This window comes from Gordonia ajococcus (assembly GCF_012974285.1).
In the GTDB taxonomy this organism is placed as follows: Bacteria; Actinomycetota; Actinomycetes; order Mycobacteriales; family Mycobacteriaceae; genus Gordonia; species Gordonia amicalis.
Genome location: NZ_CP052884.1, coordinates 2,698,879 through 2,714,479, shown reverse-complemented (window position 1 = coordinate 2,714,479; position 15,601 = coordinate 2,698,879). Strand labels below are relative to the sequence as shown.

Annotated in this window: 12 protein-coding genes; 11 read left to right on the top strand and 1 reads right to left on the bottom strand. The window is 68.0% G+C overall.

The features are described 5' to 3' along the window. Positions 1-55: 55 nt before the first annotated feature. From GAA2_RS12230 to GAA2_RS12220, 3 genes are all read left to right on the top strand, one after another. On the top strand, positions 56-886 hold the full coding sequence (locus GAA2_RS12230; RefSeq protein ID WP_024498065.1) for a tRNA (adenine-N1)-methyltransferase: 831 nt from the start codon (positions 56-58) through the stop codon (positions 884-886). A gap of 183 nt (positions 887-1,069) precedes the next feature. Beyond that, complete coding sequence (gene arc, locus GAA2_RS12225; RefSeq protein ID WP_024498064.1) at positions 1,070-2,857, top strand: proteasome ATPase; 1,788 nt, start codon at positions 1,070-1,072, stop codon at positions 2,855-2,857. 114 nt (positions 2,858-2,971) lie between these two features. Continuing rightward, positions 2,972-5,488: an FHA domain-containing protein gene (locus GAA2_RS12220; RefSeq protein WP_096274958.1), complete on the top strand. Its 2,517-nt coding sequence runs from the start codon at positions 2,972-2,974 to the stop codon at positions 5,486-5,488. Positions 5,489-5,607: 119 nt separating this feature from the next. Here GAA2_RS12220 and glgP read toward each other — a convergent pair whose 3' ends face one another. After that, positions 5,608-8,154, bottom strand: a complete 2,547-nt coding sequence (gene glgP, locus GAA2_RS12215) for an alpha-glucan family phosphorylase (RefSeq protein ID WP_096274015.1) — start codon at positions 8,152-8,154, stop codon at positions 5,608-5,610. Positions 8,155-8,235: 81 nt separating this feature from the next. Between glgP and dop the strand changes: the two genes are divergently transcribed. The 8 genes from dop (at position 8,236) to tatA (ending at position 15,587) form a co-directional block, all read left to right on the top strand. Beyond that, positions 8,236-9,735, top strand: coding sequence for a depupylase/deamidase Dop (gene dop, locus GAA2_RS12210; RefSeq protein WP_024498061.1), 1,500 nt, complete (start codon positions 8,236-8,238; stop codon positions 9,733-9,735). 193 nt (positions 9,736-9,928) lie between these two features. Further along, a complete protein-coding gene (locus GAA2_RS12205) occupies positions 9,929-10,120 on the top strand; it encodes a ubiquitin-like protein Pup (RefSeq protein ID WP_004019064.1) in 192 nt (63 codons plus the stop codon). Further along, a complete protein-coding gene (prcB, locus tag GAA2_RS12200) occupies positions 10,117-11,013 on the top strand; it encodes a proteasome subunit beta (protein ID WP_006437948.1) in 897 nt (298 codons plus the stop codon). Before GAA2_RS12205 ends, prcB begins: the two co-directional genes overlap by 4 nt. Then, entirely contained in the window at positions 11,010-11,813 is an 804-nt protein-coding gene (gene prcA, locus GAA2_RS12195; RefSeq protein ID WP_191834371.1) for a proteasome subunit alpha, read from the top strand. Before prcB ends, prcA begins: the two co-directional genes overlap by 4 nt. A 72-nt stretch (positions 11,814-11,885) precedes the next feature. Next, complete coding sequence (pafA, locus tag GAA2_RS12190) at positions 11,886-13,244, top strand: Pup--protein ligase (RefSeq protein WP_005200010.1); 1,359 nt, start codon at positions 11,886-11,888, stop codon at positions 13,242-13,244. A gap of 45 nt (positions 13,245-13,289) precedes the next feature. Continuing rightward, positions 13,290-14,282 (top strand): helix-turn-helix transcriptional regulator, encoded by a 993-nt coding sequence (locus GAA2_RS12185; protein ID WP_096274017.1) that lies wholly within the window; start codon positions 13,290-13,292, stop codon positions 14,280-14,282. Next, the gene (locus GAA2_RS12180) at positions 14,282-15,253 is read left to right on the top strand and encodes a helix-turn-helix transcriptional regulator (protein WP_096274019.1); all 972 of its coding nucleotides are present in this window, start codon (positions 14,282-14,284) and stop codon (positions 15,251-15,253) included. Before GAA2_RS12185 ends, GAA2_RS12180 begins: the two co-directional genes overlap by 1 nt. A gap of 73 nt (positions 15,254-15,326) precedes the next feature. Further along, positions 15,327-15,587: a Sec-independent protein translocase subunit TatA gene (tatA, locus tag GAA2_RS12175; RefSeq protein ID WP_024498056.1), complete on the top strand. Its 261-nt coding sequence runs from the start codon at positions 15,327-15,329 to the stop codon at positions 15,585-15,587. Positions 15,588-15,601: the final 14 nt, after the last annotated feature.

Below are 15,601 nucleotides of genomic sequence, written 5' to 3'. Positions count from 1 at the left end.
AGTTTCCGCGTACCGCGGGAGGTCGGAGCCGTCCCGTTCACGAGAGGAAGCACCAGTGCCCACCACCGGACCGTTCGCCGTAGGCGACCGGGTTCAGCTGACCGATGCCAAGGGCCGAAAGTTCACGGTGCACCTCGAAGAGGGCAAGCTGTTCCACACCCACCGCGGCGCCATCGCGCACGACGACCTCATCGGCTCGCCGGAAGGCAGCGTCGTCTCGGCCACCAGCGGGACCCAGTACCTCGCACTGCGGCCACTGCTCGTCGACTACGTGCTCTCGATGCCGCGCGGTGCGCAGGTCATCTACCCCAAGGACGCCGCCCAGATCGTCCTCGAAGGCGACATCTTCCCGGGCGCCCGCGTCCTGGAGGCCGGCGCCGGTTCGGGCGCGCTGACATGTTCGCTGCTGCGGGCCGTCGGCGCCGACGGCGAGCTGGTCTCCTACGAGATCCGCGACGACCACGCCGAACATGCGATCCGCAATGTCGAGACCTTCTTCGGCGGCCGCCCGGCCAACTGGAACATCGTCGTCGACGACCTCGCCAATGTCGGCCAGGACGAGCGCTTCGACCGCATCATCCTCGACATGCTCGCGCCCTGGGAGCCCCTCGACGTCGTGCGGACCATATTGAAACCAGGCGGAGTCCTGACCATCTACGTGGCGACCGTCACGCAGCTCTCACGCGTGATCGAGGCGTTGCGGGAGCAGGAGTGCTGGACCGAACCGCGTGCCTGGGAAACCCTGCTACGGGAATGGTCGGCCGTCGGTCTGGCCGTGCGCCCCGAGCACAAGATGCAAGGCCACACCGCGTTTCTGATCACCGCCCGCCGACTCGCCGACGGCACGACCACGTTGCGACCGCAACGTCGTCCGACGAAGGGCTGAGGTCGGCTCGTCCCGAGCGGGAGTGAAGATCGCGAACACGTTGCGAAGACGCACATTTAACACACCGTCAACACTGCCGATCGCGGGGTGAAGGGCGATTCTGCGTCCGTGCCGGTAGCGTAGGGATACGGCGCGAGCATTCCGATCGTGGGATCGGGTGATTGCCGGGGAGAGGAGTCAGCAATGACCGAATCTGACCGCCATGACGCCACCGGGGACCGTGCGGTCCCCGAGAGCGCGAGTGCACCCGACGAGGGCTTCACCCCTGCCTATACCCCGCCTCTCGCGAGGAGTGGGTCCGAACGCCCGTCGTTCGGACGCCAGGCAGACAACACAGACCTCCAGGAACGCGTCGACAGCCTGACGGCGCGCAACGCGAAGCTGCTCGACACGCTGAAAGAAGCGCGTCAGCAACTCGTCGCCCTGCGCGAGGAGGTCGACCGCCTGGGTCAGCCGCCGAGCGGCTACGGAGTCCTGCTCGACGTCTATCCGGACGCCACCGTCGACGTGTTCACCTCCGGTCGCAAGATGCGGCTCACCTGCTCGCCGAACATCGACACCGAAACCCTCACCAAGGGTCAGACGCTGCGTCTCAACGAGGCCCTGACCATCGTGGAGGCCTGCGAGTTCGACACGGTCGGCGAGATCAGCACCCTGCGCGAGGTTCTCGGGGACGGCAGGCGGGCACTGGTCGTCGGTCACGCCGACGAAGAACGAGTCGTGTGGCTCGCCGAGCCCCTGCTGGGCGAGGTCGACGCCGAGGACGGCAAGCGTCGCAAGCTCCGCCCGGGCGACTCGCTGCTCATCGACACCAAGGCCGGTTTCGCCTTCGAACGGGTCCCCAAGGCAGAGGTCGAGGACCTGGTCCTCGAAGAGGTGCCCGATGTCGGTTACGAGGACATCGGCGGCCTGGGCCGGCAGATCGAGCAGATCCGCGACGCCGTGGAACTGCCGTTCCTGCACAAGGACCTGTTCCGCGACTACCAGCTGCGTCCGCCGAAGGGTGTCCTGCTCTACGGTCCGCCCGGTTGCGGTAAGACGCTCATCGCCAAGGCCGTCGCCAACTCACTGGCCAAGAAGATCGCGCTGGCCCGTGGCGACGACGCCAAGGAGGCGAAGTCCTACTTCCTGAACATCAAGGGCCCCGAGCTGCTCAACAAGTTCGTCGGTGAGACCGAACGTCACATCCGGCTGATCTTCCAGCGCGCCCGGGAGAAGGCATCCGAGGGCACCCCGGTCATCGTGTTCTTCGACGAGATGGACTCGATCTTCCGCACCCGCGGATCCGGTGTCTCCTCGGACGTGGAGACCACGGTCGTGCCGCAGCTCCTCAGCGAGATCGACGGTGTGGAAGGCCTCGAGAACGTCATCGTGATCGGAGCGTCGAACCGCGAGGACATGATCGACCCCGCGATCCTGCGTCCCGGCCGACTCGACGTGAAGATCAAGATCGAGCGTCCCGACGCCGAGTCGGCGATCGACATCTTCTCGAAGTACCTCACCGAGGAGTTGCCGATCCACGCCGACGACATCGGCGAGTTCGGCGGCGATCGCACGGCATGCATCAAGGCGATGATCGAGAAGGTCGTCGAGCGGATGTACGCCGAGAGCGAGGACAACCGGTTCCTGGAGGTCACCTACGCCAACGGCGACAAGGAGATCATGTACTTCAAGGACTTCAACTCGGGCGCGATGATCCAGAATGTCGTCGACCGGGCGAAGAAGTACGCGATCAAGTCGCAGCTCGACACCGGTGCCCCCGGTCTGCGTGTGCAGCACCTCTTCGATTCGATCCTCGACGAGTTCGCCGAGAACGAAGATCTGCCCAACACCACCAACCCGGACGACTGGGCCCGCATCTCGGGCAAGAAGGGCGAGCGCATCGTCTACATCCGGACCCTGGTCACCGGCAAGTCCTCCGGGGCGAGCCGCGCCATCGACACCGAGACGAACACCGGGCAGTACCTGTAACACGAGCCCTGTCCAGCAGACGGCCGACTCCCCAGGGGGTCGGCCGTCTACTCGACAGAACGGCGTGAAAACCGTCGTCAAGCACTAAAGTTGGCGGCGATGAACAGTACATCGATGGCGCGCGGGCGGGTGATCGTCGACGGTGGGGTGCCGCATCCGTTGGGCGAGTCCCCACGTATCACCCTGGGCCGCGAACCCGACAACGACATCGTGATCAACCATCCGATGGTGTCGCGTCGTCATCTCGCCATCGAATGGCGCGGAGCTGCCTGGTACCTCGTCGACATCGGTAGCACCAACGGCTTTTTCGCCGGTGGCCGGCGTATGGCGGAGCTCATGGTCGCCGGACCGACGCAGGTCCGGCTCGGGGACGTGAGCACCGGTCCGGTCGTCGACCTGGTGATCGACCCGGCCGCGTACCCGCCGCCGCCCGGCGGCCCGATGCCGTCACCCGGCCGGTCCGGTGCCTTCCCTCCAAGTCCGCGGTCGGCGGGCTTCGCCGCTCGCAGCCATCCGGGACCGAACATGCCGCCCTCGGGCCGCGTTCCGTCACGACCGCCGAGCGGCCCGTCTCGACCGGGCACGCCGGAGCCGATGCCCGCCGAGCTGCGCAACGCCCCGCATCTGCAGGCCCTGCAGCAGAACGTGTCCGCGGTCTACCGGCTGCCGGGCGCGCCCACTCCACCCGAGCGCGAATCGATCTCACTGCGCGGTGTACAGCGGATCGGCCGTACCCCGGACAACGACATCGTCGTCAGTGACGTCCTCGCCTCGCGTCACCACGCCCAGGTGTCCAGCCGCGGCGGGGTCCTGGTCATCGAGGACCTGGGCAGCGTCAACGGCACCTTCGTCAACGGCCGGCGAGTGAGCACAGCGCCGCTGTCCGACGGCGACGTGGTGACGATCGGCAACAGCGACTTCGTGGTGTCCGGCGGCACCCTCATGCGCGGCCAGGAGAGCGCCGCGGTCGCCGACGGTCTCCACGTGCACGGTGTGAGCCTCGTCGTCGACGGTGGCAAGCGACTCCTGGCCGACGTCGATTTCAGCGCCAGCCCCGGTACGCTCACCGCCGTGATCGGCCCGTCCGGCGCCGGCAAGTCGACCGTGTCGAAGATCGCCGCCGGCCTGAACTCGCCGACGAGTGGCCTCGTCACCTTCGAGAGCCGCAACGTCCACGCCGAATACGACGCGCTCCGTACCCGTATCGGCATGGTCCCGCAGAAAGACGTGCTCCACCACAAGCTCACCCTCCGGCAGGCGCTGCGCTACGCGGCCGAGCTGCGACTGCCGCCCGACCTGTCGAAGGACGACCGCGACCGGGTCATCGACGGCGTTCTGCACGAACTTCAGCTGACCGAACACGTCGACACCCGGGTGGAGAAGCTGTCCGGCGGACAGCAGAAGCGTGCATCGGTGGCGATGGAGCTGCTCACGGGCCCGTCGTTGCTGATCCTCGACGAGCCGACCTCGGGCCTCGACCCGGCCCTCGACCGCCAGGTGATGGCGACCCTACGACGCCTCGCCGACGCCGGCCGCGTCGTCCTCGTGGTCACCCACTCGCTCACGTACCTCTCGATGTGCGACCAGGTGCTGCTGCTCGCCCCGGGCGGCAAGACGTCGTTCTGCGGTGCGCCCGCCCAGGTCGAGCAGGAGATGGGCACCTCCGACTGGGCGGAGATCTTCGCCTACGTCGCCGACCAGCCGGACGCCGCGCACACGCGCTACCTCGAACGGCATCGGCGCGCACCGAATCCACCACCGCCGCAACGTCCTCCCGGACCGCCGATACCGGTGCCGCACACCAGCTTCACCAGACAGGCGTCGACCATCGCCCGACGCCAGGTGCGGCTGATCTTCGCCGACATCGGCTACCTGGTGTTCCTCGTGCTGCTCCCGGTGGTCCTCGGTCTGCTGACGCTGGTCATCCCGGGGTCCAGCGGGTTCGCCCGGCTCGATGTCATACCCAACGCGCCGCCGCCCAAGGACGGCGCCGAGGCCATTCAGATCCTGGTCGTCCTCGTCGTCGGTGCGGCATTCATGGGTGCGGCCCTGACGGTGCGCGACCTCGTCGGTGAACGCGACATCTTCGAACGGGAGAGAGCGGTCGGATTGCGTCCCGGCGCATACCTGTTCGCGAAGATCGTGGTCTTCTTCATCGCCGCGATCCTGCAGACGATCATCATGGTCGGCATCACCTTCGCCGGTCGCGGGCTCCCGGACTTCGGCGGTCCGATCCTGCCGCCGCCGCTGGCCCTGCTGGTCGCGGTCGCCGTATTGGCTTGTGTGAGCACCCTTCTCGGACTCGCCATCTCCTCGGCGGTCAAGTCCAACGAGCAGGTGATGCCGCCACTGGTCATCGTGGTGATGGTGCAGCTGGTCTTCTGTGGCGGTCTGTTCAAGTTGGACGGGGCCGGCCTGCAGCAGCTCTCGTGGATCTTCCCGTCGTTCTGGGGATACGTCACCGCTGCCGGCAGCGTCGACCTCTACAACATCAACGTCGCCGCACCCCAGCGGATCACGCTGTGGGAGACGTCGATCGCCCACAGCGCGATCGCCTACGCCGTGCTTGCCTTCATCAGCATCCTGCTGCTGGCGTTCACCTACTCGCGGTTGCGTCTGAAGAAGCGCTGACGCACGACCCCACTGCTGCCTGAGGTGCGAGGAGCGCAAGCGAGGACTTCACTGCTACCTGAGGTGCGAGGAGCGCAAGCGACGAGCCTCGAAGGCCCGGTGAGACGACGTCGAAACTCCTATCCGCCCGCCACCGGATACCGGACGAGACCGAGTTCGGCGTCGTGCGAGAGCTGTTCGTGGTGGGGGAGGACCCGCACCGTGTACCCGAGGTGACCCGACGCGGGCGGGGTGGCCAGAACCGAGAAGACCACGCGGCCCGACGGATCCCGGTCGCCCTCCGACTTCATGTCGATGATCGCGGGATCGACGATCTCACCGTCGTCGGTCACCCGGCCGAGCACCAGCTGGACCCGAAGGTGCTCGGGTGCGATCTCGCCGACCGCGACATGGGCGGACACACGCAGCAGCCCGTCCTCGTGTTCCTCGTCCACGCCCGCGACGACGACCGAGCCCCACCCGGTTTCCACCTCGCGGCGGTACTCCGCGAGATCGCGTGCTCCCGCATGGTCGTCGGCACAGGCCGCGACGTAGGCGGTCGCGGCCGGGCAGTACAGCTCGGTGGTGTAATCCCGGACCATGCGGGACGCGAGGACCTGCGGTCCCAGACGAGTGAGAGTGTGGCGCATCATCTCCACCCACCGCGTCGGCAGCCCGTTCTCGTCCCGCCGATAGAACAGCGGGATCACCGTGTCCTCGAGAAGTGCGTAGAGCGCCTCGGCCTCGAGGTCGTCGCGCCGGTTCTCGTCCTCGACGCCTTCGGCCGACGGGATGGCCCACCCGTTGTCGTCGTCGGCCATCTCGTCCCACCAGCCGTCGAGGATGGACAGGTTGAGTCCGCCGTTGAGCGCCGACTTCATCCCCGACGTCCCGCATGCCTCCATCGGCCGCACCGGGTTGTTGAGCCACACGTCGCAGCCGGCGTAGATGTGCCGGGCCATCGAGATGTCGTAGTCGGGCAAGAAGACGATGCGGTCGCGCAGTTGCGGATCCTCGGCGAAGCGCACCACCTCTTGGATGAGCGACTTGCCGCCGTCGTCGGCCGGGTGCGCCTTGCCCGCGATGACGAGCTGCACGGGCCGGTCGGGGTCGGTGAGGATGCGGCGCATCCGTTCCGGATCGCGCAGCATCAGCGTGAGGCGCTTGTAGGTGGCTGCGCGGCGCGCGAAGCCGATGGTCAGCACGCCGGGATCGAAGAGGTCGGCGGTCCAGGTGAGTTCGGCGTCGGTGAACCCGCGCTCGCGTCCACTGGCGTGCGCCCGGCGCCGCACCTCGGCGACGAGCTCGGCCCGCAACGATTCGTGGGTGGACCAGATGGTCTCCGACGGCAGTCCGGCATAGACCTCCGGCGCCGAATCCTCGTCACCGGCCGCGAAGTCGCGCCACACCCGCGACACCCAGGTGGGTCCGTGAACGCCGTTGGTGACGGCACCGATCGGCACATCCGCGACGTCGAACCCGGGCCACAGGTCGGCGAACATCTCCCGGCTCACCGCGCCATGCAGCTGTGAGACGCCGTTGCTGCGCTGGCCGAGCCGAAAGCCCATGTGCGCCATGTTGAACACGCCGGGGTCGGCTTCGTCGCCGAGTTCGGTGATCGTCGACGCGGGCAGCCCGGACAGCAGGCGCGAGATCCCGGAGTCGTCGGCGTCGAGATAGCGGTTCACCAGATCGGTGGGGAAGCGGTCGATCCCGGCCGGCACCGGGGTGTGCGTGGTGAAGATGTTCGATGCCCGGACGACGGCTTCGGCGGTGTCGAAGTCGAGTCCGGCGGCCACGTACTCCCGGATGCGTTCGGTGCCCAGGAATCCGGCGTGACCCTCGTTCATGTGGAACACGGTCGGCTCGTCCCGACCGGTGATCCGGATGTAGGCGCGCAGCGCACGTACACCGCCGATGCCGAGCAGGATCTCCTGCAGGATGCGGTGTTCCTGGTCGCCGCCGTAGAGCCGATCCGTGACGCCGCGGAGCTGGTCGTCGGTGTTGGCGGCGATGTCGGAGTCGAGGAGCAGCAACGGGATCCGGCCGACGTTCGCCACCCACACCTGGGCCGACAGCGTGCGTCCGCCGGGCATCGCGATCTCGATGACGACGGGTGCGTCCCCGTCGGTGAGGAGAGTGAGCGGTAGATCCCGCGGGTCGTTGACCGGGTACCGCTCCACCTGCCAGCCCTCGTGGTCGAGGCTCTGACGAAAGTAGCCGGACCGGTAGAACAGCCCGACGCCGATCAGGGGGAGGCCGAGATCCGAGGCGGCCTTCAGATGGTCACCCGCGAGGATCCCGAGTCCGCCGGAGTAGATGGGCAGCACCTCGGAGACACCGAACTCCATGGAGAAGTACGCGATCCCGGGCGGCACCGGATGGGTCTGCGCGTATCCGCCGAACCACTGCGGCGCGTCGAGGTACTCCTCGAGGTCCGCGTGGACCGCCGACACCCGCGCGCGGAAGTCCTCGTCGGCCGCCAGTTCGGTGAGCCGGGCCGGATCGACGTCGGCGAGCACCCGGAGCGGGTCGCCGGTCGCCTCCCACCGCTCGGCGTCGATCGTGGCGAACAACTCCTGGGTCGGCGGGTTCCACACCCAGCGCAGGTTGTGCGACAGGGGGCCCAGAGCGGCGAGTTCGGTGGGCAGCGGCACCCGAACGGTGAACCGGCGGAAAGCTTTCACGGCGACGACGGTACTGCCACCGGGCCCGCCCTGCGAGCGGGACGCTGTTGGCGTCTCCGCATCACCCTCTACCCTCGAAGCATGCAGCGAATCATCGGTACCGAGGTCGAGTACGGAATCTCCGCCCCCGGCGACCCGACCGCGAATCCGATCATGACCTCCACCCAGGCTGTTCTCGCCTATGCGGCGGCCGCCGGGGTGCCCCGGGCCAAGCGCACGCGCTGGGACTACGAGGTCGAATCCCCGCTCCGCGACGCCCGCGGCTTCGACCTCGGTCGCGGGTCCGGGCCGGCCCCGATCATCGACGCCGACGAGATCGGCGCCGCCAACATGATCCTCACCAACGGCGCCCGCCTGTACGTCGACCACGCCCATCCCGAGTACTCCGCACCCGAGGTGACCGACCCGCTCGACGCCGTGATCTGGGACAAGGCGGGCGAACGCGTCATGGAGGCCGCCGCGCGTCACGTGGCGAGCGTGCCGGGCGCCCCGAAACTCCAGCTCTACAAGAACAACATCGACGGCAAGGGCGCCTCCTACGGCACCCACGAGAACTACCTCATGGCCCGCGAGACACCGTTCACCGCGGTCATCGCCGGTCTGACCACGTTCTTCGCCTCGCGCCAGGTCATCACCGGTTCGGGCCGCGTGGGCATCGGGCAGTCTGGCGACGAGTCGGGCTACCAGCTGTCCCAGCGCTCCGACTACATCGAGGTCGAGGTCGGACTCGAGACCACCCTCAAACGCGGCATCATCAACACCCGCGACGAGCCGCACGCCGACCCGGAGCGCTACCGCCGGCTGCACGTCATCATCGGCGACGCCAACCTGGCCGAGACCGCCACCTACCTCAAGGTCGGGACCACCGCGCTGGTCCTCGACCTCATCGAGGCGGGCGTCGACTTCTCCGACATCGAGCTCGCCCGCCCGGTCCAGGCCGTGCACACCATCAGTCACGACCCGACCCTGACCGCCACGGTGGCGCTCACCGACGGTCGCGAGCTGACCGGTCTGGCCCTGCAGCGGGAGTACCTGGAACGCTGCATGAAGTTCCACGAGCAGGAGCACTCCGACGACGAGCGCGCCAAACACGTCCTCGAGACCTGGGCGGATGTGCTCGACCGCCTCGAACGCGACCCCATGGAGTGCGCCGACATCCTCGACTGGCCCGCCAAGCTGCGGATCCTGGAGGGCTTCCGCCAGCGTGAGGGCCTGTCGTGGTCGGCGCCGCGGCTGCACCTCATCGACCTGCAGTACTCCGATGTCCGACTCGACAAGGGGCTCTACAATCGCCTCGTCGCGCGCGGCTCGATGAAGCGCCTCGTCGACGAGAACGACGTGCTCGCCGCCATCCACGAACCGCCGCGCAACACCCGCGCCTATTTCCGCGGGGAGTGTCTGCGTCGTTTCGGAGCCGATGTCGCCGCGGCCAGCTGGGATTCGGTCATCTTCGACCTCGGTGGGGACTCGCTCGTCCGCATCCCGACCCTCGAGCCGCTCCGCGGGACGCAGGCCCACGTGGGCAAGCTTCTCGATTCGGTCAACTCCGCCGCCGAATTGGTCGACCAGCTGACGACCTGACACGCGCGTGGCATGTGCTTCGTTTCGCCCGAGTTGTCGCCGCCACAGGTAGTGTGGGACCACACGATTCCGAGGCCGATTCACCAGGGATCACCGCCCGGCGGAAGCCGGTGAGATCCCAGGGTCTTCAGACCCGATGGTGGTCGGTCGCGGGTAGCCCGCCAAGGGGCGATCGGTTTCAAGGAGGCAGCAGATGGCGCAGGAACAGACCAAGCGTGGTGGCGGCGGCGACGATGAGGGCGTTGGCCCCGATTCCGGTGCCGGACAGGAACGTCGCGAGAAGCTGGCCGAGGACACCGACGACCTGCTCGACGAGATCGATGACGTGCTCGAGGAGAACGCCGAGGACTTCGTGCGTGCTTACGTGCAGAAGGGCGGCCAGTGAACGACGGGTTCGGATCACTGCCCCCTTTCTCACAACTTCGTACGGGTTCCGCTGCCCCCAGATCCTCTCTGAGTGCGGACATCTCGTCGTTCACCGAATTCCTGCGGATGCACGCGCCCGAGCAGCTTCCGCAGGCTCAGGTTGATCGCGTGGGGTCCTTCGCGGGCGGCGCGGACGGCGCCGGAGACATCCCGCACGGCACGACGATCGTCGCCGTGTCGTACCCGGGCGGGGTGGTGCTCGCCGGTGATCGTCGCGCCACGATGGGCAACCTGATCGCGACGCGAGACGTCAAGAAGGTCTACATCACCGACGAGTACTCGGCGGCCGGCATCGCCGGCACCGCGGGTATCGCGATCGAGATGGTGCGGCTCTTCGCCGTCGAACTCGAGCACTACGAGAAGATCGAGGGCGTCCCGCTCACCCTCGACGGCAAGGTCAGCCGGCTCGCGACCATGGTTCGCGGCAACCTCGGGGCGGCCCTGCAGGGTCTCGCCGCCATCCCGCTGCTCGTCGGCTACGACATCGACCACGAGGATCCGACCGAGCGTGGCCGGATCTTCAGCTTCGACGTCGCAGGTGACCGGCACGAGGAGTTCGGCGGCTACACCGCGATCGGTTCCGGATCGGTGTTCGCGAAGTCCTCGCTGAAGAAGCTCTACCGCTCCGATCTGACCGCCGGCGAGGCGCTCGCGATCGCGGTCGAGTCGCTCTACGACGCCGCCGACGACGATTCGGCGACCGGCGGACCCGACCTGGTGCGCAAGATCTTCCCGATGGCCGCCGTCGTCGACGCCGAGGGCGCGCGGGAGGTGGACGCGACCGAGATCGAGAATGCGGCGCGGGCCGTCGTCGAACGCCGGACCGCCGAGCACGAGGGAGGTGCCCGATGACCTTCCCGTACTACGCCAGTGCCGAGCAGATCATGCGCGATCGCTCGGAGCTCGCACGCAAGGGCATCGCACGCGGTCGGTCGGTGGTCATCCTGACCTACGCCGACGGCGTGCTGTTCGTCGCGGAGAACCCGTCGAACACCCTCCGCAAGACCAGCGAGATCTACGACCGCATCGGTTTCGCCGCGGTGGGCAAATACAACGAGTTCGAGAGTCTGCGCAAGGCGGGCATCCAGCTCGCCGACATGCGCGGCTACAGCTACGACCGCGCCGACGTGTCCGGTCTGTCGCTCGCCAACACCTACGCCAACGCCCTGGGCAGCGTCTTCACCGAACAGGCCAAGCCGTTCGAGGTGGAGTTGTGCGTCGCCGAGGTCGGCCGGGCGGGCAAGCCGAAACCGTCTCAGCTGTACCGGATCTCCTACGACGGCTCGATCACCGACGAGACCCGGTTCCTGGTGATGGGCGGCGCGACCGAACCCATCGCGGCGGCTCTCAAGGAGAGCTACGCGCCCGACATGGCGCTCGCCGAGGCGATCGGGGTCGCGGTCAAGGCGCTCGCCACCCCGGCCGACTCCGGCAACGGCGCCCCGGCGTCGCCGCGGGAGCTGACCGCCGGCGACCTCGAGGTCGCGATCCTCGACCGCAATCGGCCCCGACGGGCGTTCAAGCGCCTGACCTCCGCCGCGGTCGAGGAACTCCTGCCGACGGCCGAGACCCCCGCCGCCGATGCGTCGGCGCAGGATGCCCCGGCGGACGACACCACTTCCGGCGGGGACACTTCCGACGGATCGAATTAGAACGCGACGAAACGCGGTCGGCCTGGCTGTTATGGCCGGTCGACCGCGGGTCCCGCGAGTAGGGTTGATCAAGTGCAGCGACGAATCATGGGCATCGAGACCGAATTCGGTGTCACGTGCACCTTCCACGGCCATCGACGACTGAGCCCGGACGAGGTGGCGCGGTATCTCTTCCGCCGTGTCGTGTCCTGGGGCCGCTCCTCGAACGTCTTCCTGCAGAACGGCGCACGGCTCTACCTCGACGTCGGCTCGCATCCCGAGTACGCGACGGCCGAGTGCGACAGCCTCATCCAGCTGATCAACCACGACCGCGCCGGCGAACTCGTCCTGGAGGACCTGCTCGTCGACGCCGAACAGCGTCTCGCCGACGAGGGCATCGGCGGCGACATCTACCTGTTCAAGAACAACACCGACTCCGCAGGCAACTCCTACGGCTGCCACGAGAACTACCTCGTCGTGCGGGCGGGGGAGTTTTCCCGGATCTCCGACGTCCTGCTGCCGTTCCTGGTGACCCGGCAGCTGATCTGCGGTGCCGGCAAGGTGCTGCAGACGCCGAAGGCCGCCACCTTCTGCCTGTCCCAGCGCGCCGAGCACATCTGGGAGGGCGTCTCCTCGGCGACGACCCGGTCGCGTCCCATCATCAACACGCGCGACGAGCCGCATGCCGACGCCGAGAAGTACCGACGCCTGCACGTCATCGTCGGCGATTCGAACATGTCCGAGATGACGACGCTGCTCAAGGTCGGATCGGCGGCACTGGTGCTCGAGATGATCGAGGCCGGCGTGGCGTTCCGGGATTTCGCCCTGGACAATCCGATCCGCGCCATCCGCGAGGTCAGCCACGACCCCACCGGCCGGCGTCCCGTCCGTCTCGCGGGCGGACGCCAGGCCAGCGCTCTCGACATCCAGCGCGAGTACCACGCACGTGCCGTCGAGCACCTCACCAACCGTCGTCCCGATCCCGAGATGGACATGGTCGTCGACCTGTGGGGTCGCATGCTCGACGCGGTCGAGGCCGACGACTTCGCCAAGGTCGACACCGAGATCGACTGGGTCATCAAGCGCAAGCTGTTCCAGCGCTATCAGGACAAGTACTCGATGGAGCTGTCGGACCCGAAGATCGCCCAGCTCGACCTCGCCTTTCACGACATCAAGCGCGGACGCGGTGTGTTCGACGTCTTGATGCGTAAGGGACTCGTGGCCCGCGCGACCACCGACGAGGCCATCAAGACAGCGGTCAACGAGCCGCCGCAGACGACCCGCGCCAAGCTGCGTGGTGACTTCATCTCGGCGGCGCAGAAGGCCGGACGCGACTTCACCGTCGACTGGGTGCACCTCAAGCTGAACGACCAGGCCCAGCGCACCGTGCTGTGCAAGGACCCGTTCCGCAGCGTCGACGAGCGGGTCGACCGGCTGATCGCATCCATGTGAGCGTGCCTCCGCACGGCCCGATCGGCGACGATCTAACCTGACGCAGTGGCCACTCCCAAAGTCGAGCGACTGCTCAATCTGGTGATCTGTCTGTTGTGGACGCGGCAGTACGTCACCGCCGAGTACATCCGACGCAATGTCGCCGGCTACCAGGACGGCGACAAGTCCGACGAGGCGTTCAACCGGATGTTCGAGCGCGACAAGAACGAACTGCGCGACCTCGGTATCCCGCTGGTCACCGGCCGTTCGCCGATGGCGGCGGGCGCCGAGGGATACCGCATCGACCGGGACACCTATGAGCTGCCCGACATCTCCCTGGACTCCGACGAGGCGGCCGCGATCGCGATGGCCGCCGCACTGTGGGACACCCCCGAGGTGTCCACGCTGTCGCAGACCGCGATCCTCAAACTCCGCGCCGCCGGCCTCGACGTCCGCTCCGAGGACGACCTCGGCATCACCGCGGGCGGCTCGTCGCGCTCGATGGGTTCCGAACAGGTCATCGCCGGACTGCTGGCCGCGATCCAGGCCAGGCGGGCCGTCGAGTTCACCCACCGGTCGTCGGCGACGGCAACCCCCGCGGCCCGTCGAGTCGAGCCGTGGGGAGTGGTGTCGCACCGGGGTCGCTGGTACGTCGTCGGTCACGACCTCGATCGCGCCGCCACCCGTACTTTCCGGTTGTCGCGGATCTCGTCGGTGACCCCGGTCGGCCCGGCCGACGCCGTCGTGGTGCCCGTCGGCACCGACCTCCAGCAGATCGTGTCCGCGGCGGTCGACTCCGCGGCGGGCACCGATGGACGTACCGCCGGTATCTGGGTGGCCGCGGGCCGTGCCGCGGGTCTGCGCCGGGCCGCGACGTCGTCGGAGCCCGGTGACCTCGATGGTGAGCCAGGCGACGTGTTGACCGTCGACATCCACTCACTGTCCGCGGTGGCGCGCATGGTGCTGGGTGTGGGTCGGGACGCGGTCGTCCTCGACCCGCCGGAACTGCGCGACCTCGTCATCGCCGGCCTGGACCGGCTGACGGGGGTGAACGCCTGATGGCCGGTGCACAGCCGTCGCGCCTCAACCGGCTGCTGGCGATGGTCCCGTATTTCCAGGCTCGACGCGGCATCTCGATCGAGCAGGCCGCGCGTGAACTCGGCGTCACGCAGACGCAGCTCACCAAGGATCTCGAACTGCTCTTCGTGTGTGGGCTCCCCGGTTACTACCCCGACGACCTGATCGAGCTCGAGTTCAGCGAGGGCTTCGTCAACGTGGGGTTCACCGCGGGTATGGACCGGCCGCTCCGACTCACCACCGTCGAGGCCAGCACGCTCCTCGTGGCACTGCGTGCCCTCGTGGAGACGCCCGGTGTCGTCGACGTGGCCGCCGCGCGGCGTGCGATCGCCAAGATCGAGGAGGCGGTGGGTGCCACCGCCGTGCCCGGCCTGTCCGGCGCCGGCACGGAATCGGAGGCGGCGCCGGGGGAGAACCCGACCTTCACGACCGTCCGCGAAGCCGTGCGGCGGGCACGCGCGCTCCGGCTGAATTACTACTCGGCGAGCCGGGACAGCGTCACCGAACGCGTCGTCGACCCGATCCGCCTGCAGGTGATGGATCAGCACACCTACCTCGAGGCGTGGTGCCGGATGGCCGAAGGCGTGCGGCTGTTCCGCTTCGACCGCATCGACACCGCCGTCGCCCTCGACGAACCGAGCAACCCGCCGGCCGAGGCCGAGTCGTCGTCGCAGTCGGTGCTGGTCCCGGAGAATCCGGATCTACCCGCGGTCGAACTCGACATCGACCCCGATCACCTGTGGATCCTCGACTACTACCCGGTCGAGCCGGTCACCTCGATCTCCGACCGCGATCCACAGGCACCGGTTCGGGCCCGCATGGTCTACGGTTCGCCGGAATGGCTCACCCGCCTCCTGCTCGGGTTCGGCGGAGCGGTCCGCGTCGTCGACGACCCCGGGGTCGCGGCGGCGGTCGTCGAATCGGCGGCGAGCGCTCGCGAACGCTACCGCTGACCGGCGGTCCACCCCGCGCGGGCAACTCGGGTAGCATTGGCCTCGGTCTGGATCCGATCTGAAGGGTGATCTCATGGGCTTCACTTCGTGGTGGCACTGGGCGATCGTCGCCGTCGTGCTGCTGATCCTGTTCGGCTCGAAGAAGCTGCCGGACGCCGCCCGAGGTCTCGGACAGTCGTTGCGCATCTTCAAGAGTGAGGTCAAGGAGATGCAGAAGGACGACAAGCCGACCGATACGACGGCTAACCCCGACGCTACGCAGCGTGAGCTGCCGCCGGCCGACACGACTCAGCCGGGCACGCCGTCGAACTCCGACGTCAAGAAATCGGCTTAGGGGCGCGTCGGAGA